This is a genomic window from Undibacterium sp. TJN19 (assembly GCF_049339485.1).
GTDB lineage: Bacteria > Pseudomonadota > Gammaproteobacteria > Burkholderiales > Burkholderiaceae_D > Undibacterium.
In genome coordinates this window covers 114,720-137,905 of the sequence record NZ_JBMPPL010000010.1, presented here as the reverse complement: position 1 = coordinate 137,905, position 23,186 = coordinate 114,720, and the positions used below count along the sequence as shown (strand labels likewise).

Sequence of the window (23,186 nt, the reverse complement as noted above, 5' to 3'; positions counted from 1 at the left end):
ACATAAGCTAAAGAGTGAGAGGTTTTCCCCAAAACCTCGGAATTTTTTATTAAGTCAATTGCTTGACTTAATAAAATAGCCTTACATGAAAACATTTGTAACATTGTTGTGTCAATAGTAACGAGGGTGCTTACTACTTTAGTATGTTGTATATACAGCTTATATTTATATTATCTATTTGACATTAAGTATTTTTAAGGCAATTTAAATTTGCAATTCCCTGATTTTGCAGCTTGTAAATAAATAGATTGGTTTGCCTGTACTTGAGTGTAAAGATTATTTTTTTGATATTGTTTGCTGCTATGCCGATTTCGTCTTTCAAAATGCATACAAACATCAAGACGGGCAGTTATCGCAGGATTACACTTTGTCATGTTCAAATCTGATGAATGCGCAACTAACAGCCAATTTAATGCCATGCTGCAAGTTTGTGTTGTGACCGATTTCTTCGATCAGTTATCAGTATGCGATTTCTTCTTTGATTGATTTTCAAAATTGACCGGTTCGCCGGAGAAAGCAGGGCAAATATCATGTGGCAAGGCGTAATCCCCGCAGTAACGACAAAATTCAACAATGACGACACACTGGATTTCAAGGAAATGGAGCGTTGTTTCCGCTATCTGATGAATGCCGGTTGTGATGGTCTGATTGCCTGTGGTTCTCTGGGTGAAGGCCCATTGCTGTCGCACGCGGAACGTATCGATGTGCTGAAATTGACCAAGGAAGTCACTGGTAACCAGCCCGCTATATTGACTATTGCTGAAGCTGCTACCAGGGACGCCTGTGCTTTGGCTGAAAAAGCTGCCAAGGCAGGTGCGGATGGCCTGATGGTCGTGCCAAGCACCATCTATCACACCAATCACCGTGAAACGGTTGCAACTTTGCGAAGTATCGCTGCTGCTGGCGATTTGCCGGTCATGATCTATTCAAACCGACTTGCATACCGGGTTGATGTGACTACCGATATGCTGGAAGAACTGGCTGATGATGCGCGCTTTGTGGCGGTCAAGGAGTCGTCGGACGATATCCGTCGCACTACAGAAATCATCAATCGTCTGGGCGGTCGCTACGACTTGTTTACCGGTGTCGACAATCTGGCGTTTGAAGCACTGACGGCAGGCGCTGTTGGCTGGGTAGCCGGCCTGGTTGTGGCGTTCCCTCATGAGACAGTGGCCATCTATCGCCTGATCAAGGCTGGTCGTTATAACGAAGCACTGGATATCTATCGCTGGTTCCGTCCTTTGCTGGATCTGGATGTGTCGAGCTATCTGGTTCAAAACATCAAGCTGGTGGAAACCCTGGCGATAGATTCCAACGACCGCGTACGGGCACCGCGTTTGCCGCTGGAAGGCGCATTGCGTAGCCGTGTTGAGCAGGTGGTCAGCGCTTCGCTGGCGAACCGTCCTGTTTTGCCAAGCTTCGCCTGAAGTTTGTTTTAAAAAGAGGTGCATGACAATGAAGGCAAATGTACTGGTCATTGGTGCCGGCATCATTGGTGCAGTATGCGCCTTGAAATTGCAACAGCAGGGCTTGCAGGTCAGTCTGATTGACGCGGCGTCGCCTGGCTGCGGTGTCACCGCAGCCGGCATGGGGCATCTGGTTGCACTGGATGAAACAGATCAGGAACTGGATTTGTGCTTGTTTTCCCTGCGCTTGTGGCAGGAATTTTTTGCAGAACATCCAGGTGTCGGTGAAGCCAGTCATTGCGGCACTCTTTGGGTGGCAGAAAACGAAGCCCAACTGACGGAAGCCCATCACCGTGCCCAACGCCTGAACGCACGGCTTTGGCGTGCCGAAGCGTTAACTGGTGATCAGGTGCAAAAACTGGAACCCGCGTTGCGGCAAGGCCTGGCAGGTGGTGTCAGGGTTTTTGGTGACAGCGTCGTTTATCCGCCGTTGATTGCGCACTTCATGGCGCAACAACTGGTTAAACAAGGTGGCCAACTCTTGCTTGGCAAGCGTGTTTTGAGTGTGGACGCTGGTACATTGACTTTTGAGGATGGCAGTCAATTGAGCGCGGACACGATTGTCGTTGCCACTGGTATGGATGTTGCCAGACTCTTGCCAGAAGTTGCCATATTTGGACGCAAAGGTCATCTGGCCATTACTGATCGTTATCCCGGACGCTTGTCGCACCAGATCGTCAGTATGGATTATGGCCAGGCAGCAGTAAGCGCCGATGCCCTGGCAGTGGCTGCCAATGTACAACCACGGCCCAGTGGTCAATGGTTGATCGGGTCTTGCCGTCAGGATCAGCAGATCGATACCAGTCTTGATCCCACAGCATTAGGCGCAGTATTGCAGGTTGCAATGAAGCTTTTGCCCTGTCTGGCAGACATGCAAATCATCCGCGCGTGGGCGGGCATGCGTCCGGCCTCTCCGGATGGTCATCCCGTGATAGGTCCGCACCCGATATTAAAGGGGGTCTGGCTGGCTGCCGGGCATGAGGGGCTTGGCGTCACGACCGCGATGGCGACGGCGCAGCTATTGGCAGATCAGATTGCCGGGCGCCCCTGCGAAATCGACCATACATCCTATTTGCCTTCACGGTTTTTTACTATGCGGAGTTTGAAATATGCCTGATCCATTGTCACAACAGGCAAAAATCTGGATAGATGGCTTTCCCTTCGATGCCAGTACAGACATGAGTGTCGCGGCTGCCTTGATCAGTTTCGACAAAATGCATACGCGACGGTCAGTTTTGGGCCAGCCCCGGTTTGCAGTTTGCGGCATGGGCGTGTGCCAGGAATGCCGGGTGCGCATTAATGGGCGCGCGCATAGTCTGGCTTGCCAGCAATACTGCCGCTCCGGTATGGTGATCAATACCCAAAATGGAGGTACCTTGTGATTTCGGGTATTTTGCCGTTTTCTACTTCCATCCTGATACTCGGTGCTGGCCCTGCAGGCCTGGCAGCGGCGCTTGCAGCTGCCAGGCAGGCAGAACTGGTGACGATTATTGATGAAAATCCTGCGCCAGGTGGCCAAATCTGGCGTGGCGGACCGGCACGATGGAAGGATCGTCGCGCACATACACTATGGCGGCAATTGGCAGCTTGCAGTAATGTGCGCATCGTTTACGGCGTGCGTATCGTCGCTGCACCGGGAAACCATGAATTTCTGCTGGAAACTTCGGATGGTCCGCAAAAAATCTCGTGGGAAAAACTGATTATTTGCAGCGGGGCACGTGAACTCTTATTGCCTTTTCCTGGCTGGACCTTGCCGGGCGTCACAGGCGCAGGCGGGCTGCAGGCTTTGATCAAGGCGGGTATGCCAGTCGAAGCAAAGCGTGTCGTCATCGCCGGTAGTGGCCCTTTATTACTCGCTGTGGCAGACACGGTTCGTCGTGCTGGTGGTGAAGTGATCAGCATAGTCGAACATCGCACGACGATGGAATTGATGAAGTTTTTCCTGGCTTTGCTCAAAGCACATCGCGGCAAACTATGGCAGGCACTGCAATTATTCTGGCATTTGAAATATTTTCATTACCGGCATGATGCACGTGTGATCAAGGCGCATGGTGAGCAACGCGTGCGCAGTGTCAGCCTAGTACACAAGGGTAAAACACTTGAATTGCCTTGTGATTTTCTGGCCTGCGGTTTTGGATTGACCCCTAATCTGGAAATAGCCAGCCTGCTGGCCTGTGAAATCAGGAATGGTCATATTGCCGTCAACGAAAAACAGGCCAGCAGTCAGCCCGATATCTGGGCAGCTGGTGAAGCTTGCGGTATCGGCGGTGTTGACAAAGCCCTGGCTGAAGGGCGTATTGCCGGACTGGGCGCGAGCGGCCAGTTGATTGATGGACGCGATTCCACCAAGCGTGAGCAGGCCCAAGAATTTGCTGATTTACTCAACACCTGCTTTGCACCTGATTCTGATTTGCGTAAACTGTGCCGGCCCGATACGCTGGTCTGTCGCTGTGAAGATGTCAGTGCGGTGCAACTGGCAGCGCATAGTGACTGGCGCAGTGCCAAGCTGATGACACGAGCTGGTATGGGGGCGTGTCAGGGGCGTATCTGCGGCGCAGCTTGTCAATTCCTGTTTGAATGGCAGGCGCCGGGATTGCGGCAACCGGTTTTTCCGACCAAAACGTCAACGCTGGCTGCAATTGGTCTCGCAAATGGTTTTGCAACTCATGAAAACAATAATGACAATCATTAAGGACAAAAAGTAAATGAAAAAGCTTTATATCAATGGCGACTGGCATGACGGTGCCAACACTACCGTGACACACAACCCATCTGATCTCAGCGAAGTCGTGGATGAATACGCCAGTGCCGGGCAAGCGCAAGTAGAGTTGGCAATCGCAGCAGCGCGTGCTGCAGCGGAAGGCTGGCGCAATTCTGGTGTACAGCAAAGGGCAGATGCCCTCGACAAAATCGGTACAGAAATCAATGAACGCAAAACTGAGCTGGGTACTCTCCTGGCCAGGGAGGAAGGCAAGACCCTGCCTGAGGCAATCGGTGAAGTGGGGCGCGCTGCTGCCATTTTTAAATTCTTTGCTCAGGAAGCCCTGCGCATACGTGGCGACAAATTGGCATCAGTCAGACCAGGTGTCGAGGTTGACGTAACGCGCGAAGCAGTAGGCGTGGTTGGCATTATCGCTCCCTGGAACTTTCCCATTGCCATACCAGCCTGGAAGGTCGCGCCGGCACTGGCATATGGCAATACCGTCCTTTTAAAACCGGCAGAACTGGTGCCCGGCTGTTCATGGGCGATGGCAGAAATCATCAGCCGTTCCGGGTTGCCGGCTGGCGTGTTTAACTTATTGTCAGGGCCGGGCCGCATCGTTGGCGAAGCCATGAGCAAGGATAGTCGCGTGGATGCGATCAGTTTTACTGGCTCAGTGGGCACTGGTGCGCGGGTGCTGGCAGCATGTGCTGCCCGTCGTGCCAAGGTGCAATTGGAAATGGGAGGCAAGAATCCCCTGGTCATCACGGCAGATGCTGACCTTGATGTCGCTGTCAATGCGGCAATACAGGGTTCATTCTTCTCTACCGGACAACGCTGTACCGCCTCTTCGCGCCTGATTGTCGATGAGAAAATTTATGCTGCTTTCGTCGCCAGCATGACAGAAAAATTAAAGGCACTTAAAGTGGGTAATGCGCTGCATGCCGGTATTGACATCGGCCCTGTGGTCGATCAATCGCAACTGGACCAGGATTTGCGTTATATCGCCATGGCAAAGGACGAAGGTGCCAGGCTCGCATTTGGTGGTGAGCGCCTTGCACGTGATACCGACGGATATTTTCTGAACCCTGCACTGTTTGTTGATTGTGACCCAGCGATGCAGCACACGCGAGAAGAAATATTTGGCCCTGTGGCGTCGGTCATTCCTGCAAAAAATTATGAACATGCGTTGCAACTGGCGAATGATACAGAATTTGGTTTGACGGCAGGCATCTGTACTACATCACTGAAATACGCAACGCACTTCAAACGTCATGCACGTGCTGGCATGGTCATGGTGAATTTGCCAACGGCAGGTGTCGATTACCACGTGCCATTTGGTGGCACCAAGGCATCAAGCTATGGTGCACGGGAGCAGGGGAGTGCTGCTGTAGAGTTCTTTACGACCGTAAAAACCAGCTACACCGGCGCCTGATAGTTAGCAGCTTTCCTTCTGTCACTCTGGGCGGGTGATCTTGCAAAACACCCGCCTTGCCTGCTTTTTGTGTCTTCTTTTCTTTACTGATCGCCGTCCGACCCTCCGGATACAACGTCATATTTACTGCTCATCCCTTCATTTTTGCGCTCTGTCGCAAGGCGATGGCTTGTCATCCTGCTTCTTACTATGATGCTTCCATCAACACCAGATTCAAAAAATTAAATAAACCTAGAGGGGCTCAAAATGAAATCGACAACATCCGGCAAACGTATAGCATTTGTTTTGCTTTCCATTTTCACCGTCATGCTAGTGCTCAGCATGTTTTCATATGATGGAGTAAGCATGCAGGTTGCCGGTGAAAATGTACACGGATTTAGTGGCTTTTCCGGTTTCGTTCTGGCCTGTGGGATAGGCATGCTGGCACTGTTTTTGGCTTTGAGTGTGACAGGTATAATCCTGACTGGCGTTGCCATCTTGCTGTGCATCGTATTTGGGGTAGTCCTGGGATCTTTGGCATTGGCTTTATTGCCTTTGCTGTTCCCTGTGCTTTTAGTGGTCGGCCTGGTTGCCATTTTCTCGAAGCGTAAGTCAGTTTAAATAAAACCGGATTTCGACAAATACCCAGATCCCTGCCACACACCAATAATAAAAATCTCATTATTGGTGTGTGCTTTAGTTTCTGCTTGCCGGGGTACGTAAAATAAATTGCACTGCTTGTTCAGCCAATTGTTCTATACCTATCCCAGTGTCACGCCTGTACCATTGTGCGGTCCAGTTCAGGGTTCCGAACATCCATAGTTTGTCCAGGCCAGTTGGCATGGCCCAGTCTCCAGAAGCTTGCAAGGCAAGCATAACTTCATTCCACACGGCCTCATACCTGTCTTTCAATGCAATGATGCGCAGACGCGCCGCTTTTTCTACCGAGCGCCATTCATACAGCAAGACTGGAATAAAATCGTGATCAGGTGCCAGCAATGTGTGCAAATGCACTTCCACCAGACGCTGAAAACGCATTCTTGGTGGCAGGTCCGTGACTGCAATGGCTTCAATCTCCAGTAGAGATCTTTGCATGCCTTGTTCCATCACCGCCACCAATATTTCATGCTTGGTTTTAAAATGATAAAACCAGCTTCCTGACTGGATGCCCACTGCGGCCGCGATATCACGGACAGTCGTATTGCCATACCCTTTTTTTCTGAAGAGCTGAGCCGATTTTTCTATCAATTCTTTTTTTATGCTTTCTGATTCATTGAGCACAGGCCTGCCACGCTTTTTGACTGGCATCGTTACTGGAGCCGGCAATTCTGAATTTTTCGAAGGAATAATCGTATTAAACTTGCTTGTCATGGACATGGGAGAGTTGCTATTGGTAGTTCACTTCTAAAAGTGAAGAATCTTGCGTTTGTCTTTGATGCTGATGGTAACCTTATTCTCCAGTCACATCAATTGGACGAATTGACAAGATTGGCAATAATAAAAATGGAGACAAAATGCAAATAAGACCCTCTTGGATTACACCGGAGCTGGAAAGTTTCAGGGATGCAGTACGCCGCTTTGTCGAGGCTGAAGTTGTACCACATCAAGACCGCTGGAAAAAGCAACAGCATGTTGACCGCGACCTGTGGAAAAAGGGTGGTGACATGGGCATATTGCTGACTGATATTGCTGAAGAATACGGCGGTTCTGGCGGCAGTTTCGCGCATCAGTCCATCGTCTTTGAAGAACTGACTTACGCAGGTGACATGGCATTCGGTATTCATGTGCATGCGATTGTTGCGCACTATATTTTGAATCAAGGTACAGAAGCACAAAAACGCAAATACCTGCCTAAGCTGGCCAGTGGCGAAATGGTAGCGGCAATCGCCATGTCTGAACCAGGAGCCGGATCTGATCTGAAAGGTATACGAACGACCGCGAGACAGGATGCCGATAGCTACGTCATCAACGGCTCAAAAACTTTTATATCGAATGGCTATCTGGCCGACCTCGTGGTCGTGGTCACTAAGACTGATCCCGATGCTGGTGCCAAGGGCGTGTCCTTATTGCTGGTGGAAACCAGGGACCGTCCTGGTTACAGGGTGGGGCGGATACTCGAAAAAATAGGGCAAAAAGGGCAGGATACCTGCGAACTGTTTTTTGATGATGTCCGCGTTCCGCTGGATGCAATACTGGGTGGCGTTGAGGGAAAAGGCTTTACCCAGTTAATGACGGAATTGCCATATGAACGCACCATCCTTGGCGTGGCAGGTGTCGCTGCCATTGAGCGCGCATTAAACCTCACCATCGCGCATACAAAAGAACGCAAGGCTTTCGGCCAGGCTTTGATAGAGATGCAAAACACCCGTTTTGTCCTGGCAGAAATCAAGACTGAAGCAACCATCGCCCGCACTTTCATTGATCGCTGTATTGTCGATATGATGGAAGGACGCATGGACACAGAACTGGCTTCCATGGCCAAGTACTGGATATCTGACCTGCAGTGCAAGGTCATTGATCAGTGCCTGCAATTGTTTGGCGGTTATGGCTATATGATGGAATACCCGATAGCACAAATGTATGTCGATGCGAGGGTGCAAAGAATATACGGCGGTGCCAATGAAATCATGAAAGAAATCATTTCCCGTAATCTGTAGAAGCAAAGTCAAAACCAACAGGAATAGCATGAGTGGACCATTAAAGGGAATACGTGTCATTGAAATGGTAGGCCTTGGCCCCTGTCCATTCGCAGCCATGATGCTGGCTGACATGGGGGCAGAAGTCATACGCATACACCGCAAGCTAGCAGCAGGTGCTAGCAATCCTTTTCCCATGCTAGGCACCAAATACGATGTCATGGCGCGTGGCCGCCGTTCACTCGCACTGGATCTGAAACAGACTGAAGCGAAAGCAGTGCTGCTGGACTTGGTCGAGCATGCAGACATCCTGCTGGAAGGATTTCGTCCCGGTGTAATGGAAAGGCTGGGCCTGGGGCCTGATATCTGCTTGCAACGCAATCCCCGTCTGGTTTATGGGCGCATTACTGGCTGGGGCCAGGAGGGCCCGCTTTCGCAGGCGGCGGGGCATGATTTGAATTACATCGCCCTCAGCGGCATGTTGCATGCCATGGGCCGTGCAGATGCACCGCCAGCGCCACCACTGAACCTGGTTGGCGATTTTGGTGGTGGTGCCATGATGCTCGCCTTTGGTGTTGTCTGTGCGGCGCTGGAAGCACGCAGTTCCGGCAAGGGGCAAGTAGTTGATGCGGCCATGGTTGATGGTTCTGCCTTGCTGGGCGCAATGATCTATGGATTTCGCGCCTTTGGTGCCTGGACCGATGAGCGCGCCGCCAATATGCTTGATGGTGGCGCCCATTTCTATGACACATATATTTGTGCTGACGGCAAATTCATTTCTGTCGGTGCCATTGAGCCGCAATTCTATGCCTTGCTATTGCAGCGTGCCGAAATTACTGATCCTGCATTCGCAGCGCAGATGGATGCCGGCAAGTGGCCAGAATTAAAAACAAAGCTGACTGCCTTGTTCAAAACCAGGACAAGGCAACAATGGTGTGATGTGATGGAAGGTTCAGATATCTGTTTTGCCCCCGTGCTGGATATGGCAGAAGCCCCGTTACATCCGCATAATCAGGCAAGGGAAAATTTCATGTCTGTCGAAGGTGTCGTGCAACCCGCACCGGCACCACGTTTTAGCCGCACCAAACCAGAAGTCACTATGCCACCCGCATCGGCAGGGCAGCATAGCATGGAAATTTTGTGTGACTGGGGTGTGAGCGAAGCGACAATAGCTCAGTTAAAAGAAAAGCAGATCATCTAAAGAAATAAATTGAATTTTTTGGCTGAGAAACAATAAGTCGTCACTTATTTGCAAGCAGGGCGGCAGCGGCTTCAAAATCAAACTGGTGCATGAAATGCCTTAATTTTCCCATATCGGTGGGAATCAGTTGCGTCGCAATGGCTGCCTGATGTTCATCAAACAAAGTTTGCGCATCACCGTCGGATGCCTGCAACAGGTCTTGCAGGTCGCTTAAAATTTGTTTCGCCTCTTCATCACTCAATGCGTTTTCAAGCGGTGTATTCGTCGCTTTTGGCAACTGTGTATTTAATTCATCCAGGACCGCATTCAGGGAAATAGTCAATTGTTCCTGCAGGTCCAGCAAAGATTGTCTTCCTTGTTCAAGCGATAAAGCAATTTCAAATTCAGCCGCAATTTTTTGTAGTTCAATTGCACCTATGCTGCCCGCCAGGCCTTTCAGGGTATGCACCAGTCGCTCTGCATTTTTATAATCATCAACAGCAAGCAGTATGTCCAGTTCAGATAAGGTATCGGCCTGGCTTTGTTGAAAACGGGCGAGCATGTTCAAGTAAAAATCCTGACGCCCCCCCATGAAGTACAGGCCTTGTTTGGTATCAAGTGCAATAAAATGTGGCAGGGTGGTCTTGCTGCCGTTTATTTCTACAGGCGACAGGCTTACATTCCCCTGATCTGGCAGCCCCGGTGTTTCAGGAGCCCAGCGTGCCACCATCTTGAACAACGCCTCTGGCTGTATCGGCTTGGTCAGGTAATCCTGCATGCCTTCGCGCATACAACGTTCGCGAATATCGCCCACAGCATGTGCGGTCAGGGCGATGATGGGCGTGCTTTTAAATTGTGGATTTTTTCTGATAAGAGCGGCAGCTTCATGACCATCCATGACAGGCATTTGCAAGTCCATAAAAATCATTGCGTAATGATCCGGGGCAGCAGCCTGTATCAGGCGAACTGCTTCATGCCCGTTTTCTGCAACATCGGCACGAATGCCAACCATGCTTAACAGCTCCAGCGCAATTTGCTGATTGACCGGATTATCTTCTGCCAGCAAGACATGATGGCCTGAATGATTTTGCAAAGGCAAAACAGTTTGCGTCTTGTTGGCTGCAATAAACCGGTCGCCAAACAAGCGGGCAAAGGTATCTACCAGCGCTGACATGCAAACGGGTTTCAACAAGATACCGTCTACACCTGCGGTGTTCGTATGTGAAGCTTGACCGAGGGTGTCTGCCGGTGTCATCAATATCAGTTTTGGTCTTTGCTGCAAGGCCGCGTCCTGATAGATTAACTGTGCCAGCATGGTGTTGTTGCTCATGCTCTCATGCCAGTCTATCAGTACGATATCGATGCCAGCGTCCTGGTGGACTTGAATATGTTCGAGTGCTGCGCTGACCTGTTTCACACAGGTAAATTGTACCGGTAAAGTGGACAACATTTCACCCAGTGCGTCACCTGTCGATTGACTGTCCGTTAATACCAGAATGCGCGCACCATTTAATTGACCAGGCAGATGCAAGTCTGTAATGGCGTTGATGTCTACATCAAACCCCAGCTCAAAAGAAAATGTCGATCCTGCATTTTCAATACTGCTGACCTTGATTTGCCCGCCCATCAATTCCACCAGGCGACGGGATATGGATAGCCCCAGGCCTGTCCCCCCATATTTGCGGGTGGTTGATCCATCAGCCTGCGTAAATGGCTGGAACAGGTTTTGTTGCTGTTCGACGGACATGCCTATTCCGGTATCACGTACCGAGAAATTGAGCTTTGCTTTGTCCTGAGTATGCTCAAGGCAATGCACGGTCAGTTCAATCTCGCCACCTGTCGGCGTAAATTTAACTGCATTATTGATCAGGTTAATCAACACCTGCCCCAGCCTTAAGGGATCGCCAAATAAATGACTGGGCACATCCGGTTTGACGCGGAAAACATAATCGACCTGTTTTTCGGCAGCTTTCTGGCTGGTGACGGTAGAGACGCTGGTCAGCACTTCATCAAGCGGGAAGGGAATGATTTCCACATCCAGCATGCCCGCCTCGATTTTTGAGAAATCCAGAATGTCATTGATAATGCCTAGTAAGGATTCACCAGCGTGATGAATTTTACTGACGTAATCGTATTGCTTGGTCGTTAATTTGGTTTGCAGGGCAAGGTGGGCCAGGCCGATGACGGCATTCATAGGCGTGCGAATTTCATGGCTCATGTTAGCCAGAAACTCGCTTTTGAGGCGCGTGGCGTCTTCTGCTTTCTTCCTTGCCTGGCGTTCAGTAATACTGGAAGATTCAAGTTGTTGTTGGGTCCGCCTTAATTCTTTGTAGGCATTGGCGTTATCCAATGCGATGGCGCTGTAGGCACAAAGTGTACGGAAAATCAGGCACTCTCTCTCACCATAAGCATGTTCGCGCGGCGTCTGTATACTCATGACGCCCAGTATACGTTCGCCTATGCTAAGGGGCGCGAACAATAAGCTCAGCGTCTGAAGGGTGTCGAGCACAGCCGTAAACTCATTGTCAGGCCTTAGCTCTATCTTGATTTCACGCCGTTCTCTCACGCAACGTGCGCTGAAAGCGCGGATGTCAGCGACACTCACTTCGTGATAAGGATGGGGTAGGTTTTCTTCTACACCAAATGCCTGGGTAAGGGTTTTTCCGTCCGGCGACAGCAGGTAAATAATAAAGGTTGTGGCGTCGAGCAAGTCTTTCAGATGAAGATGTATGGTTTCAAATACGGCTTCAGGTTCCAGGTTGGAAGTGATTTTTTGGCCTATCTTGCCCAGGCGTTCCAGTGTCGCTCCGGATGCTTGCAATGTTTCTGCGCGACGGGCTTCCGACTGAGCGACCAGCCTATGTTTTTCGGCATCTGCACGTATCAACTCGGTTTCATGCCTTACCTGCGCGAGTGCAGTGCGATTATTTGCCTGTTTTTTGCCTTCTTCTTGTTCTGCAGTGACCGCCTGCCGTGCGTACAGCAAGGATTTTTCATTGTCACCGATGGCTGCCCAGGCATCGCTCAATGCCATCAGGAGTTCTGTACTGGCACGCCAGCCTGCGGTGACTGCACCAGTCAGCAATGATTTTTCAAGATAATGAATGCTGGCATTCGGAGCTGCCATGCCCGTCGGAGGGGGTATCGTATGACGCGTGTGTATATCCGCCAGCACCTCGTTCAACGTCACTCCTAAAGCAGTGAACTGATGTTCCTGTATCAGCAAACTGGCTTCATCAATGGCTTGCAAAGCCAGGTCTGGTTTCCCCACAGTAGACAGTGCACGGGCATAACGTATCAATGCTTGAGGCAAATCGTCCATGGAATTGGCTGCACGAAACAGCGCTATGGCTTCACTGAATGCGATGACTGCTTCTTCAGTATCTCCCAGTAATAGCAGGCATTCAGCCAGTTCGGCATGCACGATAGCCTTGTTGATGCCGCCTGGCGTTTTGGCAAAGCCTTTCAGCGCTTCTTTCAGAGTTTTTTTGCTGCGTTCCAGTTGGCCAAGCTGTCGCAACAGGCTACCCAGATGCGACATGGAAGATGCGATCAATGCAGGCCATTCTGTCTGATGTGCACGTTCGGCTGCCCAGTCAAATACACTTGCTGCACCCTCGAGGTCGCCGACACTTTGCATCGATTCACCAGAATTACCTGCCGAGATGATGGCCAGCCTTATCATGCCGGTTTGTCGTGCCAGTTCACTGGATTGCTGATAATACACCGAAGCTCTGGCGGGTTCACGCCGCCCGTGGATGACGCCCATTGCAGCGATCAAATGCGCGGCAACAGCAGGGTGTTGTGTTTGCAGATGTTGGCTGCCAAATGCAGCGTGACGCACTGAAGCTTCTATCGGGTCATAAAAAGCCAGTTCATAAATCGCCCAGGACTTTGCGATCGCAAAGCGCAAATGGTCATCTGTGCGCGCATACCAGTTGGCGGCCATGGCACAGGCATTTGCTTCCCGTTGAGCGTTGCCTTGTTCGACAGCCAGTGTTGCCTCTGTCATGCTGGCGTCGCCCAGGCCTATGAAATCGTCCAGTTCCGTAAATACAATGACGCCTTCAGCGAGAAGTTGCTCTGAAGCTGCCAGCTCACAAAACAGGCTGGCGATTTCAGCTCGTATCAGGCATAAGCGCGCATATGCTTGTCTTCTGATGAACTCTGGTGCCTCCAATTCAGCGAGGTCTGCCAGTGCCGTAGTGACATATTGTAAGGCGTGGCGACTGTCTCTTTGCCGCAAATGCCAGGCAAGAGCCAGTTGGCACATGAATTTTTCCAGACCATGTGCAGATGCCAGCTCATTTGCAAGCTGTGTCACTTCTTCTTCGGTTGCAAATAGGTTCATGTTCGAAGGTCTAAGGCAATTGTCTAATCATACCTGATGCAATGAAAGTTCATCATTTAACACGACAAGCCTGTTGCAATTTGCACCGCGCGGCCTGCATTTACAAAATAGCAAGAGGCTTGGCATGGTGGCATCAGCCGCTAAGCAGGGCGCTCGAACCTGCCATCCATCATTTCTGCGACGTGTCGGGAAAACATGAACAATATGGAACTTTTGTTTTGAATCTGCGTCTGAATCCCGCATTCTGATATTCTAAAAATATATCAATAATGGCATTTATATAATAATCAGTAAGAATAAAAATGAGAGGGAGCGTTATGGGTGCTTTGAGACTATTGCCACTGGCATGTGCATTAATGTTGTGTTTTCCCGCAGGAGCTGCTGAGCCGGCCAACAAGACCGAAGCGGAAAAAAAGAAATGGGATGTGAATCACCCGCCAGGAGAGGCCAAAACGGTCAATATCGATACCCGTACCGGTACCTGGATGAGTGTTGATGTCAGCCCCGATGGCAAGCAAATAGTCTTTGATCTGCTGGGTGATTTATATACTCTGCCCATCGCTGGTGGCGAAGCCCATGCATTGACGCACACAGTTGCCTGGGAAATGCAGGCGCGCTTTTCTCCTGATGGCAAACAGATCGCCTATATGTCAGATGCCGGAGGTGGTGACAACGTCTGGGTGATGAATGTTGATGGCAGCAATGCCCACGCGGTCAGTAAAGAAGATTTTCGCTTGCTGAATAACCCTGTCTGGCATCCAAATGGCCAATATATCGCTGCGCGTAAACATTATACGGGCACACGTTCCCTGGGTTCTGGCGAAATCTGGCTGTATCACCAAAGTGGCGGCACTGGTGTGCAACTCAATGAAAAACCTAACTGGCAAAAAGACCTGGGTGAACCAGCGTTTTCACCAGATGGCCGCTACGTCTATTATTCGCAAGACACCACCGGCGGTACGTCGTTTGAATACAATAAAGATTCCAATACACAGATCTACCAGATTTTCCGCCGCGATCTGCAGGACGGCAAAGTCAAAGCCTTTGTCAGTGGCCCTGGTGGGTCTGTTCGCCCGGTGCCTTCACCTGATGGCAAGTATCTGGCGTTTGTGCGCCGGGTTCGCAATCAATCTACGCTATTCCTCAAGAACCTGACGACAGGTGAAGAATCGGCCGCGTGGCCGGAACTTGAACGTGACATGCAGGAAACCTGGGCCGTGCACGGGGTCTACCCTTCATTTGCCTGGATGCCAGGTAGCAAGGAAATTGTCGTCTGGGCGAAAGGTAAATTATGGCGACTAGACCCGTTTGCAGGCAAGGCTGTGGAAATTCCTTTCCATGTGAAAGATACACGTGAAGTGCGTGCTGCCTTGCGTTTCCCGCACGAAGTCGCGCCTGATCAGTTTGATATACATCAACTGCGCTGGGTGAACGTAGCGCCACAGGGTGACAAGGTCGTGTATTCCGCACTTGGTCATATTTATGTGCGTGACCTGCCTAACGGCACGCCGCGTCGCATGACGACTCAAAATACGCATTTCGAGTTTTTCCCAAGTTTTTCGCGCGATGGCAAGTCCCTCGTCTTCAGTAGCTGGAACGATGAAAAACTGGGCAGCATCAGAGTCATTGATTTGGCAAGCAGCAAAGAAACTGTGGTGACAAAAACACCCGGCAAATATATGCAGGCGCGTTTTTCTCCTGATGGCAAACAAGTTGTGTATGTCAAAGCCAAAGGCGGTTTTTTGACCTCACCCTGGTATGGCCTGGATACCGGTGTATATCTGGCCAATATTGATGGCAAACTTGAGCCGCGCTTGATAACGGAAGAGGGAAGCGCCCCACAATTTGGCAAAGACGGTCAGACTGTGTATGTGACACGCACGCAGTACACAGGCGAAGTCGACTGGACTACGTCACTGGTACGCGTGCCCCTTGATGGCAAGCCTGAGCAGCCTGTTGCAAAAAGTGAATTCGCTGGTGAGTTTGCTATTTCTCCTGATGGCGAATGGCTGGCCTTTGGTGAACGTTATCATGCCTATGTCACGCCTTTGCCGCTGGCTGGCAAGGCAGTATCTATAGGGCAAAAGATGGATGCACTGCCTGTAAAACAACTTGACGTCAATGCGGGCCAATATTTGCACTGGTCCGGTGACAGCAAGCGCATTCTGTTTTCGCTAGGCGATGAATTGTTCAGCCGTGAACTGAAAGATGCGTTTGCATTCGTCCCCGGCGCGCCAACAGAATTGCCCAAACCAGTTGAACAGGGACAAAAGATTGGTTTTCGCCAGACAGCAGACAAGCCCGCAGGCCTGACCGTTATTTCCGGCGCCAGAATCGTCACCATGAAAGCGGATGAGGTGATTGAAGATGGCCGCATCGTCATCAATAACAACCGCATTGTCAGTATTGGCAGGTCGGCGGACATTGCCATACCCAATGGTGCGACACAAATCGACGCCAATGGACAAACCATCATGCCAGGCATCGTCGATGTGCACTGGCATGGCGGCATGGGTGAAAATGGCATTATCCCGCAGCAAAGCTGGGTTAACTATGCATCACTGGCATTTGGTGTAACAACCATCCATGATCCATCAAACGATACTGGTGAAATCTTCACGCAAAGTGAATTGCAAAAAGCAGGACTGGTCATCGGTCCGCGTATTTATTCTACTGGGACCATTCTTTACGGTGCCAAAGGTAATTTTGCGGCGATTGTCAATAATCTGGACGATGCGTTGACGCACCTGAAACGTTTGAAGGCTGCCGGAGCGATCTCGGTCAAGAGCTATAACCAGCCGCGTCGCGACCAACGCCAGCAGATACTGGAAGCTGCCCGTCAGACAGAGATGATGGTTGTGCCAGAGGGCGGTTCTTTGTTTCAGACCAATATGACCATGGTGGTTGATGGTCACACCGGTGTTGAGCATGCCTTGCCCGTCGAAAAAGTGTATGACGATGTCAAGCAACTGTGGTCGCAAACGCAGGTTGGCTACACGCCAACCCTGGGAGTGGCCTATGGTGGGCTGGATGGTGAACATTACTGGTATGCCCACACAGATGTCTGGAAACACCCGATATTGTCCAAGTACGTGCCACGTTCAGTATTGGAGCCGCGCAGTGTGCGTCGCGAGACGGCGCCTGAAGAAGACTTTAACGTGCTGAAAGTCGCGGCGGCAGCAACAGAGCTGCAACATGCTGGTGTACCCGTCAATCTTGGTGCCCATGGCCAGCGCGAAGGCCTGGCTGCACATTGGGAATTATGGACTTTGGTGAAGGGCGGCATGACGCCGATGGAAGCTATCCGCAGCGCCACCATCAATGGCGCACGCTATCTGGGACTGGATAAGGATGTAGGTTCCCTGGAAGTGGGCAAACTTGCAGACCTGGTCATCATCGATGGTGATGTATTGAAAGATATACGTCTGTCAGATCGTGTCAGCAAGGTGATGCTGAATGGGCGTTTGTACGATGCTGCCACTATGAATGAAGTGGGTAAAACCAAAAAAACGCGTCAGCCTTTCTTTTTTGAAGGAAAGAATGGCGGCGAAATGCCAGTTGAGGCCGCAGAGCATTCTCACGGGCATTAAGAAACGTCAATTTGGTATGAACTGCCGCTTATGGGTATCAATGATAAACGGCAGTTTGTGTTTGCACAGTAACTTCGCCGGTCTGTAATACAGTTTTAAGATGTCGCTAACTTGCTCTGTATCCTAAGCCAGCCTCCGCTTGTGTCACAATATGGGCTTAACGTACACGAAATGTGTATTTATTAACAATAAATACCGCGTGGCGCATTGATTTTATGTCCAACCTTGTGGAGTTCTATCATGTTTCAGCACGTCGAAGCCTATCCTGGCGATCCTATCTTGTCCTTGAACGAGGCATTTGGAAAAGACCCTCGTACCAACAAGATCAACCTGTCTATCGGTATTTATTTTGACGATGCTGGCAAAATCCCCATGCTGCCTTCAGTGCGCGCAGCTGAACATAAGGTCGTCGCTGATGCCGGTGCACGCCCGTACTTGCCTATGGAAGGTGCAGCCAATTTCCGCACCGCAGTTCAGCACTTATTGTTCGGCGCAGATAATGCCGCTGTCAAAGCTGGCCGTGTCGTGACGATACAGGCGGTTGGTTCCAGTGGCGGCCTGAAAGTGGGTGGTGATTTCATCAAACGCTATTTCCCAACAAGCACTATGCTGGTCAGCGACCCAACCTGGGACAACCACAAGGCAGTATTTGAAGGTTGTGGCCTGACGGTCAAGACTTATCCTTATTATGATGCCGCAACCGGTGGCTTGCGGTTTGAGGCCATGCTGGATGCCTTGAAGGCAGCGGAAAAGAAAAGCATCGTCCTCTTGCACGCCTGCTGCCATAACCCGACTGGCGTAGATTTGACACAAGCGCAGTGGCAGCAACTGGTGCCGGTGCTGAAAGAGCGTGAACTGATCGCCTTCCTTGATTTGGCCTACCAGGGCTACGGTGACGGTATTGAAGAAGATGCTTATGCCGTGCGTTTGCTGGCCGATGAAGGTCTGAGTTTCTTTGTGGCGAATTCATTCTCCAAGAGCATGAGCCTGTATGGTGAGCGCTGTGGCGCGCTCAGCGTGGTTTGTCCTGATGCCGCCCAGGCGGTAAATGTATTGGGGCAACTGAAAGCAACGATACGCCGCAATTATTCCAACCCGCCGTTGCATGGTGGCCAACTGGTGGCGCGTGTTTTGAGCGACCCTGAATTGCGGCCTATGTGGGAAGCTGAGGTGGTTGCCATGCGTGATCGTATTCAGTCCATGCGTCGTAAATTGCATGATGTATTGAGTGCAAAATTGCCTGGTCGCGATTTTAGTTATTTCCTTACGCAACGCGGCATGTTCAGTTATACCGGCCTGACAGCGGAGCAGTGTGATCGTCTCAAAGAAGAGTTCGGTGTCTACCTGGTGCGTTCTGGCCGCATGTGCATCGCTGGCCTTAACACAGGCAATGTTGAAGCGACTGCGAATGCAATTGCTGCAGTATTAGGTTAATCGAAATTTACCCTGTCCGTATTTATACGGACAGGGTGCAGTATTCTAAACAAAGGGCAAGCCCGCATTGTTGCCTGAAATTGATATGCAAAATATTTTCCTTTTATTTTCACTCGTATTTCTCAGTGCGAACGCCTGTGGCACTGAATTGATTTATAAAACCTATGTCAATCATCGTTATGGCTATACGATTGATTATCCTGACTACCTTGTTCCACAAGGGGAGGCCGCAAATGGTGATGGCCAGGTATTCCTCTCCAAAGATGGCGAGGCTGAATTGCGTGTCTATGCCCGCGCATGTATAGATGATTGGGACACGACGCCAGCAGAATTTCTCAAAAAAGCCGAACAGGAAAAACTGAAGGACGGCAAGATCATTACTTATAAGGCCAAAGGCAAAGGCTTTGCTGTTGTCTCCGGGACCAAGGGCAAGCAGATTTATTACGATAAGTTATTGACGACGGGAAATTGGTGCACATCTTTTGAATGGAATTATGCCGCCAGTCAAAAAGAAAAATATGATGAGGCCACAAAGCTTATCGCGAGTTCTTTTAAACCCTGATTTCTCGATTTTAAATCGTACTTCCTCTAAAAATTATCATTGCAAGCCAGACAAGCAACGATAAAACAAGTTCTCAGTGCTAATATTGCAGCTTCGTTATCATTATTCCATGCGGAGTAACCATGAAGCCTGCTGTGCAATTATTTTTATGGACGCGTGTATATCTGCTAGGGCTTTGTATCTCCCTGGCTGGCTGTGCAATCCAGCTAGCGCCCGCCTATGATAAAACCGTGGTGGATGGACTCGCAGCGGTCAACACAGACACCATGATTTTGCTGGCTGCCATGTCGAATGGCAGTGACAAGACCAGCTTTTCTTCCCGCGCAGACAATTACAATTCACTGATCGGTAGGCTGGATGCCTTGAGTTTGCAGGCAGGTGCCAGGCCGATGCCAAAAAACAAGGTCACCGATACGATCAATCAGTTGCTGGATAAACGTGGCAGTCCGGCGCTGGCTGCTGACGACAGCACCCCGCCAAGTGCTTATGCCATCAAGAAAGTATCGGAAACCTTGGGCAAGATGCGTGATGTCGACCGCCAGCAAGGTGTGACCGCCTACGAAGCGCTGGCTTTTAAAGGACAGGTAGTTATTTATCTGGACCAGGCCATTACTTACGAAAACTTTTTGCAGCGTTAATTCGAACTGGAAGGAAAGACGAAATGGCTCTTGATCTTGATCAGCTTGTCAATGATATGAAAACGGCTGCAAGTGGAGTACTTCAGGCTGACGTATCTACTTTGCGCGGTTTCACTCAACAACAGTTGCAGGCGATTGCCCAGCAGGCCGAACTGGTTTCTACAGGCATATTGACCAAGCAAATTACAGCAGAAACCCAGCAGTTTTTCCTTGATGGTCTGGAAGACATGGCGCTGAGCTTTGCCAAAACCTTGCGCGGTTTATTGATGGTGACCATAGAAAAAGTCTGGAATGCTGTCGTGGGCGTACTATGGGGAGCAATTTCCAAGGCGACTAACCTGGTGTTACCAGCACCCATCCTGAATTCGCAATAAAGGCATTTTTAAAACCATTTTAATACCGTGCTAAGGCAAACCACAGGAATGTACAGTACATCCCTGTGCCTCTTCACGCTTACTAGCTTTTTCGGCGAAATTATTTTCGATACCATCTGTTTCTGTTAGCAGCTGACACAGCATGCGACCTAATTTAAGATCGTTGATAACGCCAAGGTGATGAAATCGGATGCGCCCTTTCCTGTCTATGAGCATGGTGCTGGGCGTACCTCGTAAACCATATTTCTGCATGCTCAAAGGAATGTCGCTAAATTGATCTGGCATATCGATGGCGATGGGAAAGCCTGGCCTGTATTCGTGAATAAAGACTTGTAAAGCTTCCTTGCCCATCGCATGATGATGTTCGAACACGGTATGCAATCCTATGACTGCAAGCTCTTCTTGAGAGAATGCATTTCTTACCGCGTTTGCCTGAGGTAATCCGTGCGATACACAAGCGGGGCAGAGCATTTGAAAGCTATGCAAGAATACGACCTTGCCACGCAAAGACTGTAAGCTGATAGCTGCATCGGTGTTTAACCAATCTGAAATGATAAGTTCAGGTGCAGCAGTGTTAAGCATAGACATTTTTTTCCCCATTTGCTGCCATTCTGAGTGTGGAGAGAGTTCCACACTCAGAATGACCAGGTTAATTTGCGATGGAAGTACTCAGTTTTATTTTTGGGAAGTCCACCGGAACATCCAGGGCAACATTGATGTAGTTGGTGTACAGATTCAGGGCAATGTGCGCCATGATTTCGACGAGATGCTCATCGTCATAGCCATGAAGCCGCATTGTTTCCAAATCAATTTTGCTAATGTGCGCACGCTGATTGACTACTTTGATGGCAAATTTAAGTGCAGCATCAGTTCTTGCGTCAAGCGAATTACCCATCTGCGCAGCAGTCATTTCTGCGCTACTGCCACCCGCTTTTTTTCCCAGGACGGTATGGGCAGCGAGACAGTATTCGCATTGGTTAAGATTAGCGATCGCAACGGCAATTTGCTCGCCAAGTTTTGCCGGGATAAGACCGTTACCCAAGGCGCCAAATGCTGACCACATGCTATTTAGTGCAGCTGTCGAATTGGCAACTGCGCGAAACATATTTGGGGTGCTTCCAAAAGCGATATTGATATCATTCAATATGGCATGGCGTGTACCAGATGTTTCTTTGGGATCGATGAGTTGAACGTGAGGCATAATGATTTCTTTCTTGATTGCTGTGATTGATTTATTGATTGAATTTGCCAGGCAGGCTCAGGTTGCCAGAGGCTATTTTGAATACGTTGGTGACGCAAAGTAATGGGGCGTGTACGCTGGCATTGACACGCAATGCCGCAGTAACGCCATCGAAGCCAGCGTTTTTAATGCTTTCGATATCATCAAAAGGCACACGCACTTCCAAAGTCTTACCTTTGAAAAGTGGATTCCAACCCGGGCTGTCTATCAATATAGGTAACCCCGGCCAGGTCTTGGGTAGGCGTTGCTTACTTCCTTCGGGAATGTCAACAACTTTCAGCGCATCTTTTCCGCAAGCCTGATCAGGCTGCAAGACTACCCAGTGGGTATGCCAGACATTGCCATCGTTGTTAGGATTGCCATCACCATTTTCATCGAATAGTGGGGTATCGTCAAAATCAGGGTGGGACGTCACAGCAAAAGCCAAGATGCCACTCTTAGGTTCAAAGCCAACAACAGATGGATCTAAGGTGGTCGGCCATACATAGGAAAACACGGTACTGCCCGCTAGTTTCCCAGACTTCGCTGGTTTTGTTTTGCCGGCCTTGCCAGAGACCGCAATATGAAAAATAAGCACATTGCCTTCGGTCGTAATCTTGGTGTGAAAAATGTCAAAATCAGCCTTGATTTTCTTGCTCGCTTCAGTTTGTATGCCACCCTGATGGGTGTGATCGTGCGCCCAGGTGTACTGTGCAGCACAGACTATCGCGATATAAGCGGAGAATTTTTTGAATCTGTGTTTCATGTCTTTCCTTTAAGTTCCATGTTCTGGTTCTATTTGTATGACACATCGTCATATCGACTTATCGACTTACCAAGTGCTATGACACATATCAGGTGCAAGAACCCAAGCACCTAATTTAAATAGGAGTCCTAATTAATTAATTTAAAAAAAAGCTCAGCTTATTTCATTTCAATTTTTTTCCAATTATTGGGAATGACGTTACTTGCTGCCTGTTGATGTTCAGGGCAATCCAGGCGCAACTGTTCCCTACGAAGTGGTGCATTCACCAGGGCACAGTGATGGGGGGCGAGCACGCTATCGTGTTTATTGGGCATAAAATGAGAGCAGGTAACACATGCGCGTATGTCTGGAAAATGTTCTGCTTGCTGCAATCTTCCAATAAGAAGTAATAAGTTGGTGAAAGTCTGTTCTTGCGCGGTAGATGTCAATTGACTGATCGCTTCGCTGGCAAAGCTCGTCGCGCCAGCAATTTTTTCTACCATACTGTGTCCATTAGCCGTTAATTTTAAAGCAATGGCGCGACCATCGTCTTGTGCGCGGGTTTTTTCTACCAAACCTTTGAGTGTCAATGAGCTGACAGAGTCACTGGCGCTGGCAGTGCTCACCCCTAGTTGCTCGGCAATCCACGAAAGTCTAACCCCATTTTTGCATGAAGCCAGCATGGCTATGATATCGACTTGCGTGGGGTTTAAACCTTCAGACGTGGCAAATTGCCACGTGCCAGAGCGCAATACGCCGGCAATTCGGGCAATCGCATCCAGTATGCGTTCGCTGGTCGCTGGTGTTTCGTCCCATGGATGTTTGACTGTTTTTTTCATGCTGTCATTATGAAGCAGGAAAATATTTTTGTAAAGG

19 protein-coding genes are annotated in these 23,186 nt (G+C 49.8%); 13 read left to right on the top strand and 6 right to left on the bottom strand.

Going from position 1 to position 23,186, the window contains the following annotated elements; translation table 11 throughout:
• Positions 1 to 530: 530 nt before the first annotated feature.
• The 6 genes from ACO0LH_RS22660 (at position 531) to ACO0LH_RS22635 (ending at position 6,202) form a co-directional block, all read left to right on the top strand.
• Positions 531 to 1,427, top strand: a complete 897-nt coding sequence (locus tag ACO0LH_RS22660; protein WP_422943407.1) for a dihydrodipicolinate synthase family protein — start codon at positions 531 to 533, stop codon at positions 1,425 to 1,427.
• Between the two features lie 22 nt (positions 1,428 to 1,449).
• Positions 1,450 to 2,583, top strand: a complete 1,134-nt coding sequence (locus ACO0LH_RS22655; RefSeq protein WP_422943406.1) for an NAD(P)/FAD-dependent oxidoreductase — start codon at positions 1,450 to 1,452, stop codon at positions 2,581 to 2,583.
• Positions 2,576 to 2,848, top strand: coding sequence for a 2Fe-2S iron-sulfur cluster-binding protein (locus ACO0LH_RS22650; protein ID WP_422943405.1), 273 nt, complete (start codon positions 2,576 to 2,578; stop codon positions 2,846 to 2,848). The genes ACO0LH_RS22655 and ACO0LH_RS22650 overlap by 8 nt, the downstream gene beginning before the upstream one ends.
• Entirely contained in the window at positions 2,845 to 4,158 is a 1,314-nt protein-coding gene (locus tag ACO0LH_RS22645; protein ID WP_422943404.1) for an FAD-dependent oxidoreductase, read from the top strand. Before ACO0LH_RS22650 ends, ACO0LH_RS22645 begins: the two co-directional genes overlap by 4 nt.
• A gap of 13 nt (positions 4,159 to 4,171) precedes the next feature.
• Entirely contained in the window at positions 4,172 to 5,602 is a 1,431-nt protein-coding gene (locus ACO0LH_RS22640; RefSeq protein ID WP_422943403.1) for an aldehyde dehydrogenase family protein, read from the top strand.
• A 246-nt stretch (positions 5,603 to 5,848) separates the two neighbouring features.
• Entirely contained in the window at positions 5,849 to 6,202 is a 354-nt protein-coding gene (locus ACO0LH_RS22635) for a hypothetical protein (protein ID WP_422943402.1), read from the top strand.
• Between the two features lie 75 nt (positions 6,203 to 6,277).
• On the opposite strand, the gene ACO0LH_RS22630 is transcribed toward ACO0LH_RS22635, so the two are convergent.
• Positions 6,278 to 6,958 carry a TetR/AcrR family transcriptional regulator gene (locus ACO0LH_RS22630; protein ID WP_422943401.1) on the bottom strand — a complete coding sequence of 227 codons (681 nt, stop codon included), beginning with the start codon at positions 6,956 to 6,958 and terminating at the stop codon, positions 6,278 to 6,280.
• A gap of 137 nt (positions 6,959 to 7,095) precedes the next feature.
• Here ACO0LH_RS22630 and ACO0LH_RS22625 point away from each other — a divergent pair, with 137 nt between their 5' ends.
• Positions 7,096 to 8,238 (top strand): acyl-CoA dehydrogenase family protein, encoded by a 1,143-nt coding sequence (locus ACO0LH_RS22625; RefSeq protein WP_422943400.1) that lies wholly within the window; start codon positions 7,096 to 7,098, stop codon positions 8,236 to 8,238.
• A gap of 28 nt (positions 8,239 to 8,266) precedes the next feature.
• Entirely contained in the window at positions 8,267 to 9,418 is a 1,152-nt protein-coding gene (locus ACO0LH_RS22620) for a CaiB/BaiF CoA transferase family protein (RefSeq protein WP_422943399.1), read from the top strand.
• Positions 9,419 to 9,458: 40 nt separating this feature from the next.
• Here the strand turns inward: ACO0LH_RS22620 and ACO0LH_RS22615 are convergent, their stop codons facing one another.
• Positions 9,459 to 13,748, bottom strand: a complete 4,290-nt coding sequence (locus tag ACO0LH_RS22615; RefSeq protein WP_422943398.1) for an ATP-binding protein — start codon at positions 13,746 to 13,748, stop codon at positions 9,459 to 9,461.
• Positions 13,749 to 14,065: 317 nt separating this feature from the next.
• Between ACO0LH_RS22615 and ACO0LH_RS22610 the strand changes: the two genes are divergently transcribed.
• The 5 genes from ACO0LH_RS22610 to ACO0LH_RS22590 all read left to right on the top strand — a co-directional run bounded on the left by ACO0LH_RS22610 (position 14,066) and on the right by ACO0LH_RS22590 (position 20,346).
• Positions 14,066 to 17,338, top strand: a complete 3,273-nt coding sequence (locus tag ACO0LH_RS22610; RefSeq protein WP_422943397.1) for an amidohydrolase family protein — start codon at positions 14,066 to 14,068, stop codon at positions 17,336 to 17,338.
• Between the two features lie 240 nt (positions 17,339 to 17,578).
• On the top strand, positions 17,579 to 18,772 hold the full coding sequence (locus ACO0LH_RS22605) for an aromatic amino acid transaminase (protein ID WP_422943396.1): 1,194 nt from the start codon (positions 17,579 to 17,581) through the stop codon (positions 18,770 to 18,772).
• Positions 18,773 to 18,857: 85 nt separating this feature from the next.
• Positions 18,858 to 19,334, top strand: coding sequence for a hypothetical protein (locus ACO0LH_RS22600; RefSeq protein ID WP_422943395.1), 477 nt, complete (start codon positions 18,858 to 18,860; stop codon positions 19,332 to 19,334).
• 122 nt (positions 19,335 to 19,456) lie between these two features.
• Positions 19,457 to 19,972 (top strand): hypothetical protein, encoded by a 516-nt coding sequence (locus ACO0LH_RS22595; protein ID WP_422943394.1) that lies wholly within the window; start codon positions 19,457 to 19,459, stop codon positions 19,970 to 19,972.
• Between the two features lie 23 nt (positions 19,973 to 19,995).
• On the top strand, positions 19,996 to 20,346 hold the full coding sequence (locus ACO0LH_RS22590; RefSeq protein ID WP_422943393.1) for a hypothetical protein: 351 nt from the start codon (positions 19,996 to 19,998) through the stop codon (positions 20,344 to 20,346).
• Positions 20,347 to 20,376: 30 nt separating this feature from the next.
• On the opposite strand, the gene ACO0LH_RS22585 is transcribed toward ACO0LH_RS22590, so the two are convergent.
• The 4 genes from ACO0LH_RS22585 to ACO0LH_RS22570 all read right to left on the bottom strand — a co-directional run bounded on the left by ACO0LH_RS22585 (position 20,377) and on the right by ACO0LH_RS22570 (position 23,149).
• Positions 20,377 to 20,946 carry a redoxin domain-containing protein gene (locus tag ACO0LH_RS22585; protein ID WP_422943392.1) on the bottom strand — a complete coding sequence of 190 codons (570 nt, stop codon included), beginning with the start codon at positions 20,944 to 20,946 and terminating at the stop codon, positions 20,377 to 20,379.
• A gap of 49 nt (positions 20,947 to 20,995) precedes the next feature.
• Positions 20,996 to 21,547: a carboxymuconolactone decarboxylase family protein gene (locus ACO0LH_RS22580; RefSeq protein WP_422943391.1), complete on the bottom strand. Its 552-nt coding sequence runs from the start codon at positions 21,545 to 21,547 to the stop codon at positions 20,996 to 20,998.
• Between the two features lie 31 nt (positions 21,548 to 21,578).
• Positions 21,579 to 22,331 (bottom strand): hypothetical protein, encoded by a 753-nt coding sequence (locus ACO0LH_RS22575; protein WP_422943390.1) that lies wholly within the window; start codon positions 22,329 to 22,331, stop codon positions 21,579 to 21,581.
• A gap of 158 nt (positions 22,332 to 22,489) precedes the next feature.
• Complete coding sequence (locus tag ACO0LH_RS22570; RefSeq protein WP_422943389.1) at positions 22,490 to 23,149, bottom strand: MarR family winged helix-turn-helix transcriptional regulator; 660 nt, start codon at positions 23,147 to 23,149, stop codon at positions 22,490 to 22,492.
• Between the last annotated feature and the right edge of the window lie 37 nt (positions 23,150 to 23,186).